Origin of the sequence: Streptococcus mitis (assembly GCF_002860865.1) — a bacterium.
Taxonomy (GTDB): Bacteria; Bacillota; Bacilli; order Lactobacillales; family Streptococcaceae; genus Streptococcus; species Streptococcus mitis_AT.
The window spans coordinates 601,124-622,401 of the sequence record NZ_PKIE01000001.1 but is presented as its reverse complement, the minus strand read 5'-3'; the positions used below and the strand labels follow the sequence as shown (position 1 = coordinate 622,401).

Below are 21,278 nucleotides of genomic sequence, written 5' to 3'. Positions count from 1 at the left end.
TTATCAGGTAAAAAATTTTTAGGAGTTTATTATGGTTTCTTCAGAATTTATCTCAAAGATTGAATTTGCTTGCAAGAAGAAAGAAAGTCTTTATAGTCAAAGCAAATTTAAGTATGCGATTCGTTCTATGTTCGCAGGTGCATTTTTAACCTTCAGTACTGCTGCTGGTGCAGTTGGGGCTGACTTGATTAATAAAATTGCACCAGGTAGTGGACGCTTCCTCTTCCCCTTTGTCTTTGCTTGGGGCTTGGCCTACATTGTTTTCTTGAATGCTGAGTTGGTAACTTCAAACATGATGTTCTTGACTGCTGGTAGTTTCTTGAAAAAAATCTCTTGGAGAAAGACAACTGAGATTTTACTTTACTGTACCTTGTTCAACCTTATCGGAGCCTTGATAGCGGGTTGGGGCTTTGCCCACTCAGCAGCTTATGCACATCTGACACACGATAGTTTCATCTCAGGGGTTGTTGAGATGAAGTTAGGCCGTTCAAATGAATTAATCTTGCTTGAGGCGATTTTGGCAAATATTTTCGTAAATATTGCGATTCTTTCATTTGTTTTGGTCAAAGATGGTGGTGCCAAACTTTGGCTTGTGTTGTCAGCGATTTACATGTTTGTATTCTTAACAAACGAGCACATTGCTGCGAACTTTGCTTCTTTCGCGATTGTAAAATTCAGTGTTGCTGCGGATTCAATTGCTAACTTCGGTGTTGGAAATATGCTTCGCCACTGGGGTGTAACCTTCATCGGAAACTTTATCGGAGGAGGCCTCTTGATGGGTCTTCCATACGCCTTCCTCAATAAAAATGAAGATACTTATGTAGATTAAGAAAATGAGCACGATTGATTCGTGCTTTTTTCGATTTTGTAAGAAGTAATAGCCGCTTCTTATATCAAAATATAGAAAAGAGGTATTAGTCAAGATAGGTAGATAGTGCTACAATATCCTTAATGAAACTATATGGAGGTAGCCTTATGACTCGTGATTTTAAATTTGAAACCTTACAATTGCATGCTGGTCAAGTTGTGGATCCAGCAACTAAGTCTCGTGCAGTGCCGATTTATCAAACAACATCCTTTGTTTTTGATGACACGCAGGAAGGTGCCGATTTGTTTGCTTTGAGAAAACCAGGGAACATTTATACTCGTATTACAAATCCTACAACGGCTGCCTTTGAAGAAAGAATTGCTGCTCTTGAAGGCGGTGTTGGAGCTCTTGCAACAGCATCAGGTATGGCTGCAGTGACTTATACGATTTTGGCGCTTGCCCATGCAGGTGACCATGTAGTGGCAGCATCAACTATTTACGGTGGAACCTTCAATCTCTTGAAAGAAACCCTTCCTCGTTATGGGATCACAACAACCTTTGTCGATGTGGATAATTTGGAGGAAGTGGAAGCAGCTATCAATGACAATACCAAGCTTGTCTTGATTGAAACCTTGGGAAATCCCTTGATTAATATTCCAGATTTGGAAAAATTGGCTGAGATTGCTCATAAACACCAGATTCCACTAGTTTCGGATAATACCTTTGCAACACCTTATTTGATTAACGTTTTTTCTCACGGTGTAGATATTGCCATTCACTCTGCGACTAAGTTTATCGGTGGGCATGGTACGACTATTGGAGGAGTGATTGTCGATAGTGGTCGTTTTGACTGGGCGGCTTCAGGAAAATTCCCTCAATTTGTTGAGGAAGACCCAAGCTACCACAATTTGAGCTATACTCGTGATGTGGGTGCAGCAGCCTTTATTATCGCTGTCCGTGTCCAATTGCTTCGTGATACAGGTGCAGCCTTGTCACCATTTAATGCCTTCCTCTTGCTTCAAGGACTTGAAACCCTTTCACTTCGTGTGGAGCGCCATGTGCAAAATGCAGAGAAAATTGTTGATTTTCTTATCAACCATCCTAAGGTAGAAAAAGTCAACTATCCAAAACTTGCTGATAGTCCTTATCATGCCTTGGCTGAGAAATATTTGCCAAAAGGTGTTGGTTCAATCTTTACCTTCCATGTCAAAGGTGGGGAGGCAGAAGCACGCAAGGTTATTGATAATTTGGAAATCTTCTCTGACCTTGCAAATGTGGCAGATGCCAAGTCTCTTGTTGTTCACCCAGCAACAACTACTCACGGTCAATTGTCAGAAAAAGACCTGGAAGCTGCAGGAGTCACACCAAACCAAATCCGCTTGTCTATCGGTCTTGAAAATGTAGAAGATTTGATTGAAGACTTGCGCTTGGCCTTGGAAAAAATTTAAAGAAAAAGAAGTTAAACGGTGGGTTTCGACTCACTGTTTTTGATTTTCCCTCAGGCATGATATAATGGTTACAGAAGCCTAGAAAGAGGAACGATATGAACGAAATCAAATGTCCCAACTGTGGAGAAGTCTTTACAGTAAATGAAAGTCAGTATGCTGAACTTTTATCCCAAGTGAGAACAGCAGAGTTTGATAAGGAATTGCACGATCGCATGAAGCAGGAACTGGCCTTGGCAGAGCAAAAGGCCATGAATGAACAACAGTCTAAACTAGCTCAAAAGGATCAAGAAATCGCTCAATTGCAGAGTCAAATCCAAAACTTTGATACAGAAAAAGAATTGGCCAAGAAAGAGGTTGAACAGACAAGCAATCAGGCCTTATTGGCTAAGGATAAGGAAGTACAGGCCTTGGAAAACCAATTGGCTACCTTGCGTTTGGAGCATGAAAATCAACTACAAAAGACCCTTTCTGACCTAGAAAAAGAACGCGATCAGGTCAAAAATCAGCTCCTATTACAAGAAAAAGAAAACGAGCTTTCTCTTGCTTCAGTTAAGCAAAACTATGAAGCCCAGCTCAAAGCAGCGAGTGAACAGGTCGAGTTCTATAAGAATTTCAAAGCCCAGCAATCTACAAAAGCCATCGGGGAAAGTCTGGAACAGTATGCAGAGAGTGAGTTTAACAAGGTCCGTAGTTTCGCCTTTCCAAATGCCTACTTTGAGAAGGATAACAAGGTCTCTGCGCGTGGGTCTAAGGGGGACTTTATCTTCCGTGAGAGTGATGAAAATGGAGTGGAAATCATTTCCATCATGTTTGAGATGAAAAATGAAGCGGATGGAACAGAGAAGAAGCACAAGAATGCAGATTTTTACAAGGAATTAGACAAGGACCGTCGGGAGAAGAACTGTGAGTATGCGGTTTTGGTGACTATGCTTGAGGCCGATAATGACTACTTTAACACAGGGATTGTTGACGTCAGCCATGAGTATGAAAAGATGTATGTGGTTCGTCCTCAATTCTTTATTCAGTTGATTGGGCTTTTGCGAAATGCGGCGCTTAATTCCCTAAAATACAAGCAGGAGTTGGCCTTGGTTCGCGAACAAAATATTGACATTACGCATTTTGAAGAAGACTTGGATGCCTTTAAGTTAGCTTTTGCCAAGAACTACAACTCTGCTTCGACCAACTTTGGCAAAGCTATTGATGAAATCGACAAGGCTATCAAACGCATGGAAGAGATTAAGAAGTTCCTGACAACATCTGAAAACCAACTCCGCCTCGCAAACAATAAGTTGGAAGATGTCTCTGTCAAAAAATTGACTCGAAAAAATCCAACCATGAAAGCGAAGTTTGAAGCATTGAAGGGGAAATAGAAAGCAAAAATGAACGGTATTATCAACTTAAAAAAAGAAGCGGGGATGACCTCGCATGATGCGGTTTTTAAACTGCGTAAGATTTTGGGAACCAAGAAGATTGGTCATGGAGGGACCTTGGATCCGGATGTGGTGGGTGTTTTGCCTATTGCGGTTGGCAAGGCGACCCGCATGGTCGAGTTCATGCAGGATGAGGGCAAGGTCTATGAGGGGGAAATCACTCTGGGCTATTCCACGACGACAGAGGATGCCAGTGGGGAAGTGGTCGCTGAGACACCTGTTTTATTGCCCTTGGATGAAAAGCTTGTTGATGAAGTAATTACGAGCTTGACTGGGCCTATTACCCAGATTCCGCCTATGTATTCGGCGGTCAAGGTCAATGGTCGTAAGCTTTATGAGTATGCGCGTGCTGGTCAGGAAGTGGAGCGTCCAGAGCGTCAGGTGACCATTTATCAATTTGAACGAACAAGTCCAATTTCTTATGAGGGTCATCTTGCACGCTTTACTTTTCGTGTGAAATGCAGTAAGGGAACTTATATTCGTACCTTGTCTGTTGACTTGGGAGAAAAATTGGGTTATGCGGCCCATATGTCTCAGTTAACTCGTACTAGTGCAGCTGGTTTGCAACTAGAAGATGCTCTTACCTTGGAAGAAATTGCTAGAAAAGTGGAGGATGAGCAATTAGATTTTCTCCATCCTCTAGAGATTGGAACAGGTGACCTTGTCAAAGTTTTCCTAAGTCCAGAAGAGGCTACAGAAGTGCGCTTTGGTCGCTTTATTGAGCTCGGCCAAACAAATCAAGAATTGGCTGCTTTTGAAGGCGATACATTGCTAGCCATTCTAGAAAAACGGGACAATCTCTATAAGCCAAGGAAGGTTTTTAGCTAGTCTAACTGAGGTGTAGGGAGTGTTGTTTCCCCTAGACTATCCAAATCAGACTATAAATTTTGCAAAAAATGTGATAGAATAGACGACGGATAAAAAAACGGAGGATAGCATGCAAAATAGACCAATCATTATCGGAGTGACAGGTGGTTCTGGTGGTGGTAAGACCAGTGTTTCAAGAGCCATTTTATCGCATTTCCCTGATGAAAAGATTTCCATGATTGAGCATGATTCATACTATAAGGATCAGTCTCACTTGACCTTTGAAGAGCGTGTCAAAACCAACTATGACCATCCTTTTGCTTTTGATACAGATTTGATGATCGAGCAGATTAAAGAATTGTTGGCAGGGCGTCCGGTGGATATCCCGACTTATGACTATACAGAACATACACGAAGCAGCAAGACCTATCGTCAGGAGCCTCAAGATGTCTTTATCGTTGAGGGGATTTTGGTCTTGGAGGACAAGCGCCTACGTGATTTGATGGACATCAAGATTTTTGTGGATACGGATGATGATGTGCGCATTATTCGTCGTATCAAGCGTGATATGGAGGAGCGTGGCCGTAGTCTTGATAGTGTTATTGACCAGTACTTAGGTGTAGTTAAACCTATGTATCACCAGTTTATTGAGCCAACCAAACGTTATGCGGATATCGTCATTCCTGAGGGAGTCAGCAATACAGTGGCTATTGACCTGTTGACGACCAAGATTGCTAAGATTTTGGAAGAAGCTAGAAATAGTAAATAAACAGATGTGGAGGCCTTGCCTCCTTTTTCTATTTTTCTCTCATAATGGTACATAAATGGAGATTTTTAGGCATATTTTTGGTATAATAATACCCATGAAAGAGCAAGAAAATGAATAGTAGGTGGAGATGGAAAAGTATTTATCGGTAACAACTTTGACCAAGTATCTGAAAATGAAATTCGATAAAGACCCTTATTTGGAACGGGTCTATTTAACTGGTCAAGTTTCCAATTTTCGTAAACGACCTACTCACCAATATTTCTCCCTAAAAGATGACCATGCAGTTATTCAAGCGACTATTTGGTCTGGAATTTATCAGAAATTAGGTTTCGACCTGGAAGAAGGGATGAAGATCAATGTGATTGGGCGTGTACAGGTCTATGAACCGAGCGGTAGCTACTCCATCATCATTGAAAAGGCTGAGCCTGATGGGGTTGGGGCACTTGCGATTCAGTTTGAACAACTCAAGAAAAAATTGACAGAAGAAGGCCTGTTTCAAGAACGCTTCAAGCAAGCTCTGCCCCAATTTTCTAAGAGAATTGGTGTAGTAACCAGTCGCAGTGGAGCCGTGATTCGAGATATTATCACGACCGTCAGCAGGCGATTCCCAGGTGTCGATATCCTGCTTTATCCAACTAAGGTGCAAGGTGAAGGGGCAGCAGAAGAAATTGCTCGAAATATTGCGCGTGCTAATCAACGAGACGATTTGGATTTGCTGATTATTGGTCGTGGTGGTGGTTCCATAGAGGATCTCTGGGCCTTTAACGAAGAAATTGTGGTACGAGCCATTTTTGAATCTCGTTTGCCAGTTATTTCTAGTGTGGGGCATGAGACGGATGTGACCTTGGCAGATTTTGTTGCAGATCGTCGCGCTGCCACACCAACAGCTGCTGCTGAACTAGCAACACCTGTGACCAAGTTGGATCTATTAGCTCATTTGCAAAATCAGGAAAAACGGATGGCAACGGCAGTCCGAAATGTCCTATCTAAAAAACAAGAAGCTTTGAAAAAATGCAGTCAGTCTGTTATCTTTAGACAGCCAGAGCGTTTGTATGATGGCTATATGCAACGCTTGGATCAACTGCAACTGCGCTTAACACAAAGTTTACGTACACGGATTTCTGATAACAAACAGATAGTACAATCAAGGACGCATCGACTGGTACAATTATCACCTGTTACCAAAATCCAACGCTATCAAGACCGTTTAGGACAGTTGGACAAGCTTCTCCGCAGCCAAATGGCTCTGGTTTATGATGCCAAGGTTGCTGAAGTCAAGCGACTTTCAGAAGCCTTGCTAATGTTGGATACCAGTCGAATCGTGGCGCGTGGCTATGCTATTGTCAAAAAAGAAGAGTCAGTTGTGGATTCGGTTGAGAGTTTGAAGAAAAAAGACCAAGTGACGCTTTTGATGCGAGATGGTCGAGTAGAATTAGAGGTTAAAGATGTCAAAACAAAAGAAATTTGAGGAAAATCTAGCAGAACTGGAAACCATTGTCCAAAGTTTGGAAAATGGTGAAATTGCTCTGGAAGATGCGATTGCTGCCTTTCAAAAGGGCATGGTCTTGTCAAAAGAGCTCCAAGCGACGCTGGACAAGGCTGAAAAGACCTTGGTCAAGGTCATGCAAGAAGACGGAACAGAAAGTGATTTTGAATGAAGAAGCAAGAAAAATTAGCTCTTGTCGAGTCAGCCTTGGAAGACTTTTATGGAGACCAGCAGTTTGCCTCTAGTTTGCGAGAGTCTGTTCTCTATTCCATTCATGCTGGTGGCAAGCGTATTCGCCCTTTTCTCTTGTTGGAAGTTTTGGAAGCCTTGCAGGTCGCTATTAAACCTGCTCACGCGCAGGTGGCTGCGGCCTTGGAAATGATTCATACAGGGAGCTTGATTCATGATGATCTTCCTGCTATGGATGATGATGATTATCGTCGAGGGAGTTTGACCAATCATAAGAAATTTGGAGAAGCTATGGCCATTTTGGCAGGAGATGCTTTATTCCTAGATCCTTATGCTTTGATAGCGCAGGCAAATTTGCCAAGTCAGATCAAGGTGGACTTGATTGCCAACTTATCCCTTGCTTCAGGTAGTCTGGGTATGGTGGCTGGGCAAGTTCTGGACATGGAGGGTGAACACCAGCATTTGTCTTTGGAAGAACTTCAGACCATTCATGCTAATAAGACTGGGAAACTACTAGCCTATCCCTTTCAAGCGGCTGCTATTATAGCCGAATTGGCACCTGAGATGCAGGCGAAACTTAAAACTGTAGGTGAATTGATTGGGCTTGCTTTTCAAGTTCGAGATGATGTACTGGATGTGACCGCTAGTTTTGAGGAAATCGGCAAGACGCCTCAAAAGGACCTACAGGCAGAAAAATCAACCTATCCAGCCTTGTTGGGCTTGGAAGAGGCAATTGTCTTTTGTAACCAGACTTTGGATCAAGCTAATGCCAAATTAGAAGAAATCGCCCAGCAGGTTCCCTTTGAAACAGAATCGATTGTAAGAGTAGTAGAAAGTTTGAGAATCAATGGCTAAGGAAAGAGTGGATGTACTAGCTTATAAACAGGGCTTGTTTGAAACGCGAGAACAGGCCAAGCGCGGTGTTATGGCTGGTCTAGTCGTAGCAGTCCTGAATGGAGAACGGTTTGATAAACCAGGAGAGAAAATTCCAGATGACACCGAGTTAAAACTCAAGGGTGAGAAACTCAAGTATGTCAGCCGTGGTGGCTTGAAATTGGAAAAGGCCTTGCAGGTCTTTGATTTGTCAGTGGAAGGAGCAACAACGATTGATATCGGTGCTTCTACTGGAGGATTTACTGATGTCATGTTGCAGAATGGTGCTGAGTTGGTCTTTGCAGTTGATGTTGGTACCAATCAGTTAGCTTGGAAATTACGTCAAGACCCACGGGTTGTCAGCATGGAGCAGTTTAATTTCCGCTATGCTGAAAAGACTGATTTCGAGCAGGAACCGAGCTTTGCCAGCATTGACGTGAGTTTCATTTCCCTCAGCCTTATTTTACCGGCCTTGCACCGTGTCTTGGCTGAACAAGGTCAGGTTGTGGCTTTGGTTAAGCCCCAGTTTGAAGCAGGTCGTGAGCAAATTGGGAAAAACGGAATCATTCGTGATGCCAAGGTTCATCAACATGTCCTTGAATCTGTCACAACCATGGTAGTAGAGGAAGGCTTTTCAGTCCTTGGATTGGATTTTTCTCCCATCCAAGGTGGTCATGGGAATATTGAGTTTTTAGCGTATTTGAAAAAAGAAGAGTCAGCAAGCAATCAGGTTCTTGCTGAGATTGAAAAAGTAGTAGAGAGGGCGCATAGTCAATTTAAAGATGAATAAAAAAGAGAGACTTGAAAAAATTAGACGATTTGTGACAGATTATCAAATCGGTACACAAGAAGAAATCGTAGAACATTTGAAAGAGGCAGGAATCACTGCCACTCAAGCGACAGTATCACGTGATATCAAAGAGCTAGGCATTGTCAAAATTCCTTTGAGAGACAACACCTATGTCTATGAATTGCCAAAATCAATCGTGAAAAGTTTGCAACTGGCTGAAGACAATATTGAGTCAGCTGAATTGATGGATAAGATGATTAATCTCCAAGTTATACCAGGAAATACAGCCTTTGTAAAAGCTCAGTTAATCGAGACATTTGCGGATAAGATTTTTAGTTGTTTAGCTGATGATAGCTCGATTTTAGTCATTGCCAGAAGTGAAAGTCTAGCTGAGGAAATCTTTGAACAAGTAAAAAATTGGTAGGTCTATATGTTACTTGAAATTTCGATAAAAAACTTTGCCATTATTGAGGCTATTTCCCTCAATTTTGAAAAGGGGATGACTGTCTTGACTGGTGAAACGGGTGCAGGGAAGTCGATTATCATTGATGCCATGAATATGATGTTGGGAGCTCGTGCGACGACAGATGTTATTCGTCATGGTGCGCCAAAGGCAGAGATTGAGGGGCTTTTCTCAGTTGAGAATAGTCGCCTTTTACAGGAAATTTTTGATGAGCAAGGTTTAGAATTAGGTGATGAAATTATCATCCGTCGAGAAATTTTGCAAAATGGTCGTAGTATCAGCCGTGTCAATGGCCAGATGGTCAATCTGTCTGTTTTGCGTGCTATTGGGCAACATCTTGTGGACATTCATGGTCAGCATGACCAAGAAGAGTTAATGCGTCCTCAACTGCACATCCAAATGTTGGATGAATTCGGTGACGTAGCTTTTTGGGGCTTGAAAGAAACCTATCAAACGAGTTTTGATGCCTACCGTAAAATGCGTAAGCAGGTTCTGGAAGTCAAGAAAAACCAACAAGAACATAAGGCACGTATTGAAATGTTGGAATTTCAAATGGCAGAGATTGAGGCAGCAAACTTGCAAGCTGGAGAAGATCTGGCTCTCAATCAAGAGCGTGATAAACTTCTCAATCATAAAAATATTGCGGATACGCTGACCAATGCATATAGTATGTTGGACAATGAAGATTTTTCAAGTCTGGCCAATGTTCGTTCGGCCATGAATGACATGGAAAGTGTTGAAGAGTATGACCCTGAATACCGTGAAATTTCAAGCTCTCTGTCTGAGACCTACTATGTCTTAGAAGACATTAGCAAACGTTTGGAAGCTATCATTGAGGACCTTGATTTTGATGGCAATCGTCTCATGCAGGTTGAGAATCGTTTGGACCTCCTTCATACCATTACGCGTAAGTATGGTGGGACTGTAGACGATGTCTTGCTTTATTTTGCCAAGATTACGGAAGAATACAATCTCTTGACAGGATATAACCTTTCATCTGAGGACATGGAAGCAGAGCTTAAGAAGTTGGAAGTCAATCTTGTCGATTTGGCAGGTCAACTTGCCTCTGCTCGTCATGACTTGGCCAGTCAACTTGAAGCAGAGATTAAACAAGAACTGCAAGACCTGTATATGGAAAAAGCCCAGTTTCATGTTCGTTTTAGCAAGGGCAAATTCAGTCGTGAGGGCAATGAAATGGTCGAGTTTTACATTTCAACCAATCCTGGTGAAGACTTTAAACCCTTGGTTAAGGTTGCATCTGGCGGAGAATTGTCTCGTCTCATGCTAGCCATTAAGTCTGCCTTTTCACGTAAAGAAGGCAAGACAAGTATTGTCTTTGATGAAGTGGATACAGGAGTTTCAGGTCGTGTAGCTCAGGCTATTGCGCAGAAGATTCATAAAATTGGTCAGCATGGGCAGGTTCTAGCTATTTCTCATTTACCACAAGTGATTGCGATTGCGGATTATCAATTCTTTATTGAGAAGATTAGTAATGACCATTCAACAGTTTCGACTGTTCGTCTCTTGACGGTTGAAGAGCGAGTGGAGGAAGTTGCCAAGATGTTGGCAGGTGATGATGTGACTCAAGCAGCCCTGACGCAAGCCAGAGAATTGTTGAGAAACAGGGAGAAATAAGATGACAGACTATTATGTAATTGGAGATGTTCACGGAAAAGCTGGGATGCTGGAAGACCTTCTCAAAACATGGGATGGTCAGACCCAGTTGCTCTTTCTAGGGGATTTGATTGACCGTGGTGAAGATAGTCGCCGTGTCCTAGAGATGGTTAAGGACTTGGTTGATAATCAAGGGGCAATCTGTTTGTCAGGAAACCACGAGTATATGTTTTTGACTTGGCTCGATAACCCAGAAGAAAGCTATGACCACTATCGTCGCAATGGTGGAGATACAACCATTAACTCTATCCTAGGTCGTCCCTTGGATGCACCAGTTGATGGAGTAGAAGATGCCAAGCGTGTTGCTACTGAAGCAGCAGATTTGGTCGAATTTATTCGTCAAATGCCTTTTGTGGTAGAGACAGATAAGTATATTTTTGTTCACGCAGGTATTGATTTAACCTTGGATGACTGGCATGAAACCACAGATTATAAAAAAGTCTGGCTTAGAAAACCATTCCACGAAGCAGAAAATCATACTGGAAAAATCATTGTCTTTGGCCATACACCGGTTTATGGTTTGTTAAAGCAAGACCGAGGTACAGCTGAGCTTTGGACTACAGAAGATGGTAAGATTGGGATGGACGGAGGAGCTGTTTATGGTGGTGTCCTTCATGGGATTGTTTTTGCAGACCAAGGAATGACAGAACACTACTTTATCGAAAATGACGGCTTTGTCGCTGAAGATTAGTACTCCTAGCAGGGTATGGTCTTGTCAAAATGTCAAAAACAATTTATAATAAATAGATACCCTGAAAGGAAGAGAATCATGAACTTAGAAGAATTGAAAAAACGACAGGAGAAGATTCGTAACTTCTCTATTATCGCCCATATTGACCACGGGAAATCAACTCTAGCAGACCGCATTTTGGAAAAAACTGAGACGGTTTCAAGCCGTGAAATGCAGGCCCAGCTTTTGGATAGTATGGATTTAGAGCGGGAACGTGGGATTACCATTAAGTTGAATGCCATAGAGCTCAATTACACTGCAAAAGATGGGGAAACTTACATTTTTCACTTGATTGACACACCGGGGCACGTGGACTTTACCTATGAAGTTTCACGTTCGCTAGCTGCCTGTGAAGGAGCTATTTTGGTGGTTGATGCTGCCCAAGGGATTGAGGCTCAAACCCTTGCCAATGTTTATCTGGCCTTGGACAATGATTTGGAAATCATGCCAGTCATTAACAAAATTGACCTACCAGCTGCAGATCCTGAGCGCGTGCGTACAGAGATTGAAGATGTCATTGGTTTGGATGCCAGTGAAGCAGTTTTGGCTTCTGCCAAGGCTGGTATCGGTATCGAAGAAATTCTTGAGCAAATCGTAGAAAAAGTGCCAGCGCCAACAGGTGATGTGACGTCACCACTGAAGGCCTTGATTTTTGACTCTGTTTACGATGCTTACCGAGGAGTTATCCTCCAAGTGCGTGTTATGGATGGAGTGGTCAAACCTGGTGATAAGATTCAGCTCATGAGCAATGGCAAGACCTTTGATGTGACCGAAGTCGGTATTTTTACACCCAAAGCAGTTGGTCGTGATTTCCTTGCGACTGGTGACGTTGGTTATATTGCGGCTTCTATCAAGACGGTTCAAGACACTCGTGTGGGTGATACTGTTACCTTGGCAACCAATCCTGCGGCAGAGCCATTACATGGTTACAAGCAGATGAATCCTATGGTTTTTGCAGGTCTCTACCCAATTGAGTCAAACAAGTATAATGACCTACGTGAAGCGCTTGAAAAATTGCAACTGAATGATGCTAGTCTTCAGTTTGAACCAGAAACATCTCAGGCACTTGGATTTGGTTTCCGTTGTGGTTTCCTTGGACTTCTCCATATGGATGTTATCCAAGAACGTTTAGAGCGTGAGTTCAACATCGACCTCATCATGACAGCTCCGTCTGTTATCTATAAGGTCAACTTGACCGACGGTGAGTCTATGGATGTGTCCAACCCGTCTGAATTCCCAGATCCAACTAAGATTGCGACCATTGAAGAACCATATGTTAAGGCGCAAATCATGGTACCACAGGAGTTCGTTGGAGCAGTGATGGAGCTAGCTCAGCGTAAGCGTGGGGACTTTGTGACGATGGACTATATTGATGATAACCGTGTCAATGTTATCTATCAAATTCCATTGGCTGAAATCGTCTTTGACTTCTTTGATAAACTCAAGTCTTCAACTCGCGGTTATGCAAGCTTTGACTATGAATTGTCAGAGTACCGCCCATCTAAGCTAGTGAAAATGGATATCCTTCTCAATGGAGACAAGGTGGATGCCCTTAGCTTTATCGTTCACAAGGACTTTGCCTACGAACGTGGAAAACTCATCGTTGATAAGCTCAAGAAAATCATCCCTCGTCAACAATTTGAGGTGCCAATTCAAGCGGCTATTGGACACAAAATTGTCGCTCGTACTGATATCAAGGCCCTTCGTAAGAACGTACTTGCTAAATGTTATGGTGGTGACGTTTCTCGTAAACGCAAACTCCTTGAAAAACAAAAAGCTGGTAAGAAACGTATGAAAGCTATCGGATCAGTTGAAGTCCCACAAGAAGCCTTCCTCAGCGTCTTGAGTATGGATGAAGAATAAGTTATCAGAAATGCCTTTCCTTCTTCATAGGAAATTTATATAAGAATCAATCGTAAAGCAGGCTTAAATGGTCTGCTTTTTTAGTTTCTAGAACAGAAAAAATGTTTGAAATGTTTGCTTATGTGTTTGTTTTTATGTAACAAACCAAAAAAACAACAAAAATATAAAAAAAGAGACAAAAAACAACAGAAAATCGTTGACAACGATTTCATATAGTGTTATACTTATAGCATAAAGTTAATGGAAAGAAGGGAAAACCTTATGGGATTAGATCATTTCTTTGACAAAAACCTTGTGTTTTGCTTAGAAGCGGATAATCAAGAACATCTCTTTGATCAGGTTGCTACTTTATTGGAAGAACGAGAAATCGTAACTCCAACCTATCGTGAAGCCTTGATCACGCGTGAAAAGTCATTTCCAACTGGCCTAGATATGGAATTTTTGGGTAAGGATTTGCCGAATGTGGCTATTCCTCACACAGATATTGTTCATAATCTAGCTGAAAAAGTTGTGGTCGTTCGATTGGATAAACCAGTGACTTTCCACAATATGATTGCACCAGATAAGGAAGTAGAGGTATCCTTGCTCTTCTTTATCATTAATAACTCAAGTTCAAGTCAAACGAACATTCTTGCTCAGTTGATGGACTTCTTTACTGGAAATGGTCATCTTGAAGACCTATCAAAAATTTCTGAACCAGAAGCCCTCTATGCTTATATTGCTGAAGCAATCGCTTAATCTTGTCTATTAAAAATATTAAATCGGAGGAAATCCATATGATTAAAATTCTTGCTGCCTGCGGTGCAGGTGTTAACTCAAGCCACCAAATAAAAAGTGCTCTTGAAGAAGAACTTTCAAACCGTGGTTACGATGTTCACTGTGATGCAGTTATGGTCAAGGACGTCAACGAAGATCTTATCAAAGGTTATGACATCTTTACACCAATTGCTGCGACAGATCTTGGTTTTGAACCAGGTATTCCAGTTATCGAAGCTGGACCAATCTTATTCCGTATCCCAGCTATGAGTGCTCCAGTATTTGACAATATTGAAGCAGCTATCAAAGAACATGGGTTAAGCTAATTATCAATTTGTTAACATTCATATAACATAAAAAAGGGAGGAACTGTTATGGATGCAATCTTTGACCTAATCAAAGAGGTTTTCACACCTATCTTAGATATGGGTGGTCCTGTCATCATGTTGATCATTTTGACAATATTGGCTCTACTTTTTGGAGTGAAATTCTCCAAAGCGCTTGAAGGTGGTATCAAACTTGCCATCGCTCTTACTGGTATCGGTGCCATCATCGGTATGCTAAACACTGCTTTCTCAGCATCACTTGCAAAATTCGTTGAAAATACTGGTATTCAATTGAGTATTACCGACGTTGGTTGGGCACCACTTGCTACAATCACTTGGGGTTCTGCTTGGACACTTTACTTCTTGCTCATCATGTTGATTGTCAACATAGTGATGCTAGCTATGAAGAAAACAGATACACTTGACGTTGATATCTTCGATATCTGGCACTTGTCTATCACAGGTCTTTTGATTAAATGGTATGCAGACAACAACGGTGTGAGCCAAGGGGTTTCACTCTTGATTGCTACAGCAGCTATCGTACTTGTTGGTGTGTTGAAAATTATCAACTCTGACTTGATGAAACCTACATTTGATGACCTTCTTAACGCACCAAGTTCATCACCAATGACATCAACTCACATGAACTACATGATGAACCCAGTTATCATGGTTTTGGATAAGATTTTTGAAAAATTCTTCCCAGGTCTTGATAAATATGACTTTGATGCTGCTAAATTGAACAAAAAAATCGGTTTCTGGGGTTCTAAATTCTTCATCGGTTTCATTCTTGGTATTGTAATCGGTATTATGGGAACTCCACATCCAATTGCAGGGGTTGCAGATGCAGATAAATGGCGTCTTGTTATCAAAGGATGGTTGTCTCTTGGTTTGACTGCCGGTGTATCTTTGGAACTCTTCTCACTTATCGGTTCATGGTTCATCGCAGCCGTAGAACCACTATCACAAGGTATTACAAACGTTGCTACTAAACGTCTTCAAGGACGTAAATTTAACATCGGTCTTGACTGGCCTTTCATCGCTGGTCGTGCTGAAATCTGGGCTTGTGCTAACGTACTTGCACCAATCATGTTGATTGAAGCTGTGCTTCTCTCAAAAGTCGGAAATGGTATCTTGCCACTTGCAGGTATCATCGCTATGGGTGTTACTCCAGCTCTCTTGGTTGTAACTCGTGGTAAATTGCTCCGTATGATTATCTTCGGAACACTCTTGTTGCCACTCTTCCTTCTTTCAGGTACACTTATCGCACCATTTGCAACAGAACTTGCTAAAGGTGTAGGTGCCTTCCCAGCAGGTGTGAGCGAAACTCAATTGATCACTCACTCAACTCTTGAAGGACCAATCGAAAAACTTCTTGGTTGGACAATTGGTAACACTACAACTGGTGATATCAAAGCAATCCTTGGTGCTGTAGTCTTCCTTGTATTCTATATCGGTATCTTTGCTTGGTACAGAAAACAAATGATCAAACGTAACGAAGAGTACGCAGCAAAAGCAAAATAATGCGCTCCTATAAAATGTAAATTGTTGAAACTAGGTTGTCATACCATTAGGAGTGACAGCCTAGTTTTTTATAAACTATCAAGAAATTGGAGAAAATAATGGTAATTGAATTAAAATCAGAACAATTAAGAGTTCAATTTAACAGTTTTGGTGGGGCTCTTTCTTCTATAAAAGATGCTGAGGGACTTGAGTATTTGTGGCAAGGGGATGCTACTTATTGGAGTGGACAAGCTCCTGTTCTCTTTCCCATTTGTGGTTCATTGAGAGAGGATACAGCTGTCTATATAGATGAGAAGGGGCAGGAAAGCAAAGGAAAGATTCCTCGTCATGGTTTGGTTCGCAAGAAAGAATTTGAATTAGTTGAACAGACAGATAATAGTGTAACTTTTGCAATTGAAGATGATGAGAATAGCTATCAAAACTATCCTTATCATTTCCGACTAGAAATCACTTATAGCCTTACTGGCAAGACAGTACGGACTCAATACAAGATTTTCAATAAAGAAACTAGCAAGGTTATGCCTTACTTTATTGGTGGACATCCAGGATTTAATTGTCCCTTACTGGATGATGAAGTCTATGAAGATTATTATCTAGAGTTTGAGAAAGAAGAGACTTGCTCTGTTCCACGTCCTTTCCCAGAAACGGGGATGCTTGATTTTCAAGATAGAAGTCCATGGCTAGAAGGTCAAAAAGAATTAGACCTCAGCTATGATCTTTTCAGCACAGATGCAGTCACCTTAGATGAATTGCAATCTAGAACAATTGCCCTTCGTTCTCGTAAACATGATAAGGGATTGAAAGTGCACTTTGCAGAGTTTCCAAATCTCATTATCTGGTCAACTTTGAATAAAGGTCCTTTCATTGCTTTTGAACCATGGTCTGGCTTGTCAACATCCCTTGAAGAAGGAGATCATCTAGAAGATAAGAAAAACGTTCGCCAACTAGAGCCTGGTCAAGTAGATCAAATTGGTTTTGATATCGAAATCTTTTAGACAAAAAAGAACAAAAACAAACATTAACTGTTGACTTTTTCCGAAAATAGGAGTATATTATGTTTGTAACAAACAAATAATCAATTGTTATATTCTCTGTCGTAGAGAAAGATTATTTCTAGGAAACTGATTTCCTAAACTTGAATAAGGTGTCATTCATCTCGTTCAATCCAATTTGTCAATAAACTGCTAGAAAACTTTTTGTAGGTAATACTCAATGAAAATTAAAGAGCAAACTAGGAAACTAGCCGCAGGCTGTACTTGAGTACGGCAAGGTGACGTTGACGCGGTTTGAATTTGATTTTCGAAGAGTATAAACTGCTAACTATAAAAGGTTTTATTAGCCTAGAAAAATAAAAGGAGAATACAATATGTCTATTGTTATCGGTGCAGATGCTGCAGGTTTGAGATTGAAAGAAGTTGTGAAAGACTTCTTAGAAAAAGAAAACTTCCACGTTGTGGATGTTACAGCTGAAGGTCAAGACTTTGTTGATGTGACTCTTGCTGTTGCTGCAGAAGTAAATAAAGAAGAACAAAACCTTGGTATCGTGATTGATGCTTATGGAGCTGGTCCATTTATGGTTGCAACTAAGATCAAAGGAATGGTTGCTGCAGAAGTTTCTGACGAACGTTCAGCCTATATGACTCGTGGCCACAACAACTCACGTATGATCACTATGGGTGCACAACTTGTCGGTGATGAATTGGCTAAAAACATTGCTAAAGGATTTGTTAACGGTAAATACGATGGTGGACGTCACCAAATTCGTGTCGACATGTTGAACAAAATGTGCTAATTAGATTACAGTAAGAAAGGTAAGTTAAAAATGAGAATTGCAATTGGATGTGACCACATCGTAACAGATGAAAAAATGGCGGTTTCAGAATTTTTGAAATCAAAAGGATATGAAGTCATTGACTTTGGTACATATGACCATACACGTACTCACTACCCAATCTTTGGTAAAAAAGTAGGGGAAGCTGTAACTAGCGGTCAAGCTGATCTTGGGGTATGTATCTGTGGTACTGGTGTTGGTATCAACAACGCTGTAAATAAAGTTCCTGGTGTTCGTTCTGCCTTGGTTCGTGATATGACAACAGCTCTTTATGCTAAAGAACAATTGAACGCTAACGTTATCGGTTTTGGTGGTAAGATTACTGGTGAATTGCTTATGTGTGATATCATCGAAGCTTTCATCCATGCTGAATACAAACCATCTGAAGAAAACAAGAAATTGATTGCGAAAATTGAACACCTTGAAAGTCACAATGCTCAACAAACTGATGCAAACTTCTTCACTGAATTCCTTGAAAAATGGGATCGCGGAGAATACCACGACTAAGAGGTGACTTATGATTTTAACAGTCACAATGAACCCATCCATTGATATTTCCTATCCTTTGGATGAATTAAAAATTGACACTGTCAACCGTGTTGTTGATGTTACTAAAACGGCTGGTGGTAAAGGTCTTAACGTTACTCGGGTCCTATCAGAATTTGGTGACTCCGTAGTCGCAACAGGACTTGTCGGTGGTAAACTTGGTGATTTTTTAGTAGAAAACATTGATGATAAAGTAAGCAAACGTTTCTTCTCTATCCAAGGGGAAACTCGTAACTGTATCGCAATTCTACATGGAGAAAACCAAACAGAAATCCTAGAAAAAGGTCCTGAAGTTCAAGAAAAAGAAGGTCAAGATTTCTTGGCTCATTTCAAAGAACTTTTAGAGACTGTAGAGGTAGTAGCCATTTCAGGTAGTCTACCAGCAGGACTTCCTGTTGACTATTATGCTAATCTAGTTGAACTTGCTAACCAAGCTGGTAAACCTGTTGTCTTGGACTGTTCAGGAGCTGCACTTCAGGCGGTTCTTGAATCTCCACATAAACCAACGGTTATCAAACCAAATAATGAAGAATTGTCTCAACTTTTGGGAAGAGAAATTTCTAAAGATTTGGATGAATTAAAAGAGGTTCTTCAAGAGCCCCTATTTGATGGAATTGAGTGGATTATCGTTTCCTTAGGTGCTAATGGTACCTTTGCAAAACACGGGGATACTTTCTATAAAGTAGATATTCCAAAAATTCAAGTTGTAAATCCAGTTGGATCTGGTGATTCTACAGTAGCAGGTATTGCTTCAGGATTGTTCCATAAAGAATCTGATCAAGAATTACTGACTAAGGCTAATGTCCTTGGTATGCTCAATGCTCAAGAAAAAATGACTGGTCATGTCAACATGGCCAACTATCAAGCTCTATATAATCAATTAATAGTAAAAGAGGTATAAAATGGCTTTAACAGAACAAAAACGTGCACGCTTAGAAAAACTTTCAGATGAAAATGGTATCATCTCAGCTCTTGCTTTTGACCAACGTGGTGCTTTGAAACGCCTTATGGCTCAATACCAAACTGAAGAGCCTACAGTAGCTCAAATGGAAGAACTTAAAGTCTTGGTAGCGGATGAATTGACTAAATACGCTTCATCAATGCTTCTTGACCCTGAGTATGGACTTCCTGCTACAAAAGCACTTGCTCCAAATGCAGGTCTTCTTCTTGCTTATGAAAAAACAGGCTACGACACAACAAGCACAAAACGTTTGCCAGACTGCTTGGATGTTTGGTCTGCAAAACGTATCAAAGAACAAGGTGCAGATGCAGTTAAGTTCTTACTTTACTATGACGTAGATAGCTCTGATGAACTCAACCAACAAAAACAAGCCTACATCGAACGTATCGGTTCTGAGTGTGTGGCTGAAGATATTCCATTCTTCCTTGAAATCTTGGCTTACGATGAAAAGATTGCTGACGCAGGTTCTGCAGAATACGCTAAAGTAAAACCACACAAAGTTATTGGTGCGATGAAAGTCTTCTCAGACCCACGTTTCAACATTGATGTCTTGAAAGTAGAAGTTCCAGTTAACGTTAAATACGTTGAAGGTTTTGGCGATGGCGAAATCGTTCATACACGCGAAGAAGCAGCTGCTTTCTTCAAAGCTCAAGACGAAGCTACTAACCTTCCTTACATCTACTTGAGTGCAGGTGTATCAGCTAAACTCTTCCAAGAAACTCTTGTCTTTGCCCACGAATCAGGTGCAAACTTCAATGGTGTTCTTTGTGGACGTGCAACATGGGCTGGCTCCGTTGAAGCTTACATTAAAGATGGTGAAGTAGCAGCTCGTGAATGGCTTCGCACAACTGGTTTTGAAAACATTGATGAACTCAACAAAGTTCTTCAAACAACAGCAACTTCATGGAAAGAACGCGTGTAAGCAAGTCCTCCTAGGTTAGGAACATGAATCTAAAAAAATTTTAAAAAAGTTACATGTAAGGGTTTACAAAATAACTTACTTGTGCTATACTTAAATCACAAGTTAATACAAGGTGAGTGTTACTAAGTAATATTAGGCATGATCACAGGTGAATTAGAAATCGGATGATTTTCTAGTTCATTTGTGGTCATTTTTTGTACTCATATACCTTTAAGATATAAAAGGAGGTTGACATGTATCGAATTCTAAATCCAATGAATCACAATGTCTCGCTTGTCAGAAATGATAAAGGAGAAGAAGTGATTGTGATTGGTAAGGGGATTGCATTTGGAAAGAAGAAGGGAGATTTGATTTCTGAACATCAGGTTGAGAAAATCTTTCGGATGAAGACCGAAGAGTCCAGGGAGAACTTTATGGCTCTCCTCAAAGATGTTCCGCTTGATTTTATCACAGTGACTTATGAAATCATTGATAAGCTATCAAAGAAATATCATTATCCGATTCAAGAGTATCTCTACGTAACATTGACAGATCATATTTACTGTTCTTACCAAGCTCTAGCACAAGGAAGGTACAAGGATAGTAATCTGCCAGATATTTCCACTAAGTATCCTGTCGCTTTTCAAATCGCAAATGAAGCATTTGAAATTTACCGTCAGAAGCTAGCGGATCATTTTCCTGAGGACGAAATTATTCGGATTGCTTATCATTTCATTAATGCCGAAGGTGAAAATGAAGTGGAACTTGTGGAGTCGATTGATAAGAGGAAAGAAATTCTCAGGAATGTTGAAGAAGTTTTAACGGACTATGCAATTCAACGAACTAAAGAGAATAACCATTTCTATGATCGTTTTATGATTCATTTGAATTATTTCTTGGATTATTTAGACAGATCTAGAGATGATAACCAATCACTTCTGGATATGGAAGATCATATTAAACAATCCTATCCAAAAGCCTTCGAGATTGGTTCCAAAATCTATGATGTGATTACACAACATACGGGTCTTGATTTGTATAAAAGTGAACGAGTTTATCTAGTTCTACATATCCAACGTTTATTGTCATAAAAATTTAATTAA

The 21,278-nt window shown here is 40.8% G+C and carries 22 protein-coding genes; all 22 read left to right on the top strand.

The genetic code is table 11. The features are described 5' to 3' along the window. Positions 1–31: 31 nt before the first annotated feature. The 22 genes from CYK18_RS03060 to CYK18_RS02955 all read left to right on the top strand — a co-directional run bounded on the left by CYK18_RS03060 (position 32) and on the right by CYK18_RS02955 (position 21,266). Positions 32–829: a formate/nitrite transporter family protein gene (locus tag CYK18_RS03060; RefSeq protein WP_101784981.1), complete on the top strand. Its 798-nt coding sequence runs from the start codon at positions 32–34 to the stop codon at positions 827–829. A 146-nt stretch (positions 830–975) separates the two neighbouring features. Further along, positions 976–2,256 carry an O-acetylhomoserine aminocarboxypropyltransferase/cysteine synthase family protein gene (locus CYK18_RS03055; protein WP_101784979.1) on the top strand — a complete coding sequence of 427 codons (1,281 nt, stop codon included), beginning with the start codon at positions 976–978 and terminating at the stop codon, positions 2,254–2,256. Positions 2,257–2,351: 95 nt separating this feature from the next. Beyond that, entirely contained in the window at positions 2,352–3,626 is a 1,275-nt protein-coding gene (locus CYK18_RS03050) for a DUF2130 domain-containing protein (RefSeq protein ID WP_101784977.1), read from the top strand. 9 nt (positions 3,627–3,635) lie between these two features. Further along, entirely contained in the window at positions 3,636–4,514 is an 879-nt protein-coding gene (truB, locus tag CYK18_RS03045; RefSeq protein WP_101784975.1) for a tRNA pseudouridine(55) synthase TruB, read from the top strand. Between the two features lie 109 nt (positions 4,515–4,623). Then, positions 4,624–5,262, top strand: coding sequence for a uridine kinase (gene udk / locus CYK18_RS03040; RefSeq protein WP_001181376.1), 639 nt, complete (start codon positions 4,624–4,626; stop codon positions 5,260–5,262). A gap of 127 nt (positions 5,263–5,389) precedes the next feature. Beyond that, on the top strand, positions 5,390–6,730 hold the full coding sequence (gene xseA / locus CYK18_RS03035) for an exodeoxyribonuclease VII large subunit (RefSeq protein WP_101784972.1): 1,341 nt from the start codon (positions 5,390–5,392) through the stop codon (positions 6,728–6,730). Then, positions 6,708–6,920 carry an exodeoxyribonuclease VII small subunit gene (locus CYK18_RS03030; RefSeq protein ID WP_000043226.1) on the top strand — a complete coding sequence of 71 codons (213 nt, stop codon included), beginning with the start codon at positions 6,708–6,710 and terminating at the stop codon, positions 6,918–6,920. Before xseA ends, CYK18_RS03030 begins: the two co-directional genes overlap by 23 nt. Further along, complete coding sequence (locus tag CYK18_RS03025) at positions 6,917–7,792, top strand: polyprenyl synthetase family protein (protein ID WP_101784970.1); 876 nt, start codon at positions 6,917–6,919, stop codon at positions 7,790–7,792. The genes CYK18_RS03030 and CYK18_RS03025 overlap by 4 nt, the downstream gene beginning before the upstream one ends. Continuing rightward, a complete protein-coding gene (locus CYK18_RS03020) occupies positions 7,785–8,600 on the top strand; it encodes a TlyA family RNA methyltransferase (protein WP_101784968.1) in 816 nt (271 codons plus the stop codon). The genes CYK18_RS03025 and CYK18_RS03020 overlap by 8 nt, the downstream gene beginning before the upstream one ends. After that, positions 8,593–9,024: an arginine repressor gene (locus tag CYK18_RS03015; RefSeq protein WP_020900686.1), complete on the top strand. Its 432-nt coding sequence runs from the start codon at positions 8,593–8,595 to the stop codon at positions 9,022–9,024. Before CYK18_RS03020 ends, CYK18_RS03015 begins: the two co-directional genes overlap by 8 nt. A 6-nt stretch (positions 9,025–9,030) precedes the next feature. Further along, positions 9,031–10,698 (top strand): DNA repair protein RecN, encoded by a 1,668-nt coding sequence (gene recN, locus CYK18_RS03010; protein ID WP_101784966.1) that lies wholly within the window; start codon positions 9,031–9,033, stop codon positions 10,696–10,698. A gap of 1 nt (position 10,699) precedes the next feature. Next, a complete protein-coding gene (locus CYK18_RS03005; RefSeq protein ID WP_101784964.1) occupies positions 10,700–11,428 on the top strand; it encodes a metallophosphoesterase family protein in 729 nt (242 codons plus the stop codon). Between the two features lie 78 nt (positions 11,429–11,506). Further along, a complete protein-coding gene (gene lepA, locus CYK18_RS03000; protein WP_084926386.1) occupies positions 11,507–13,330 on the top strand; it encodes a translation elongation factor 4 in 1,824 nt (607 codons plus the stop codon). Between the two features lie 261 nt (positions 13,331–13,591). Then, a complete protein-coding gene (locus CYK18_RS02995) occupies positions 13,592–14,068 on the top strand; it encodes a PTS sugar transporter subunit IIA (RefSeq protein ID WP_000521972.1) in 477 nt (158 codons plus the stop codon). A 38-nt stretch (positions 14,069–14,106) separates the two neighbouring features. After that, complete coding sequence (locus tag CYK18_RS02990) at positions 14,107–14,412, top strand: PTS sugar transporter subunit IIB (RefSeq protein ID WP_000590551.1); 306 nt, start codon at positions 14,107–14,109, stop codon at positions 14,410–14,412. A gap of 48 nt (positions 14,413–14,460) precedes the next feature. Continuing rightward, positions 14,461–15,936, top strand: coding sequence for a PTS galactitol transporter subunit IIC (locus CYK18_RS02985; protein ID WP_101784962.1), 1,476 nt, complete (start codon positions 14,461–14,463; stop codon positions 15,934–15,936). A gap of 98 nt (positions 15,937–16,034) precedes the next feature. Then, entirely contained in the window at positions 16,035–16,931 is an 897-nt protein-coding gene (locus tag CYK18_RS02980; protein WP_101784960.1) for an aldose 1-epimerase family protein, read from the top strand. Positions 16,932–17,302: 371 nt separating this feature from the next. Continuing rightward, a complete protein-coding gene (gene lacA / locus CYK18_RS02975; protein ID WP_000029277.1) occupies positions 17,303–17,728 on the top strand; it encodes a galactose-6-phosphate isomerase subunit LacA in 426 nt (141 codons plus the stop codon). A gap of 30 nt (positions 17,729–17,758) precedes the next feature. After that, complete coding sequence (gene lacB / locus CYK18_RS02970) at positions 17,759–18,274, top strand: galactose-6-phosphate isomerase subunit LacB (protein ID WP_001216910.1); 516 nt, start codon at positions 17,759–17,761, stop codon at positions 18,272–18,274. A gap of 10 nt (positions 18,275–18,284) precedes the next feature. Continuing rightward, positions 18,285–19,214: a tagatose-6-phosphate kinase gene (locus tag CYK18_RS02965; RefSeq protein WP_101784958.1), complete on the top strand. Its 930-nt coding sequence runs from the start codon at positions 18,285–18,287 to the stop codon at positions 19,212–19,214. Position 19,215: 1 nt separating this feature from the next. Continuing rightward, complete coding sequence (gene lacD, locus CYK18_RS02960) at positions 19,216–20,196, top strand: tagatose-bisphosphate aldolase (protein ID WP_101784956.1); 981 nt, start codon at positions 19,216–19,218, stop codon at positions 20,194–20,196. 233 nt (positions 20,197–20,429) lie between these two features. Next, complete coding sequence (locus CYK18_RS02955; RefSeq protein WP_101784954.1) at positions 20,430–21,266, top strand: PRD domain-containing protein; 837 nt, start codon at positions 20,430–20,432, stop codon at positions 21,264–21,266. Positions 21,267–21,278: the final 12 nt, after the last annotated feature.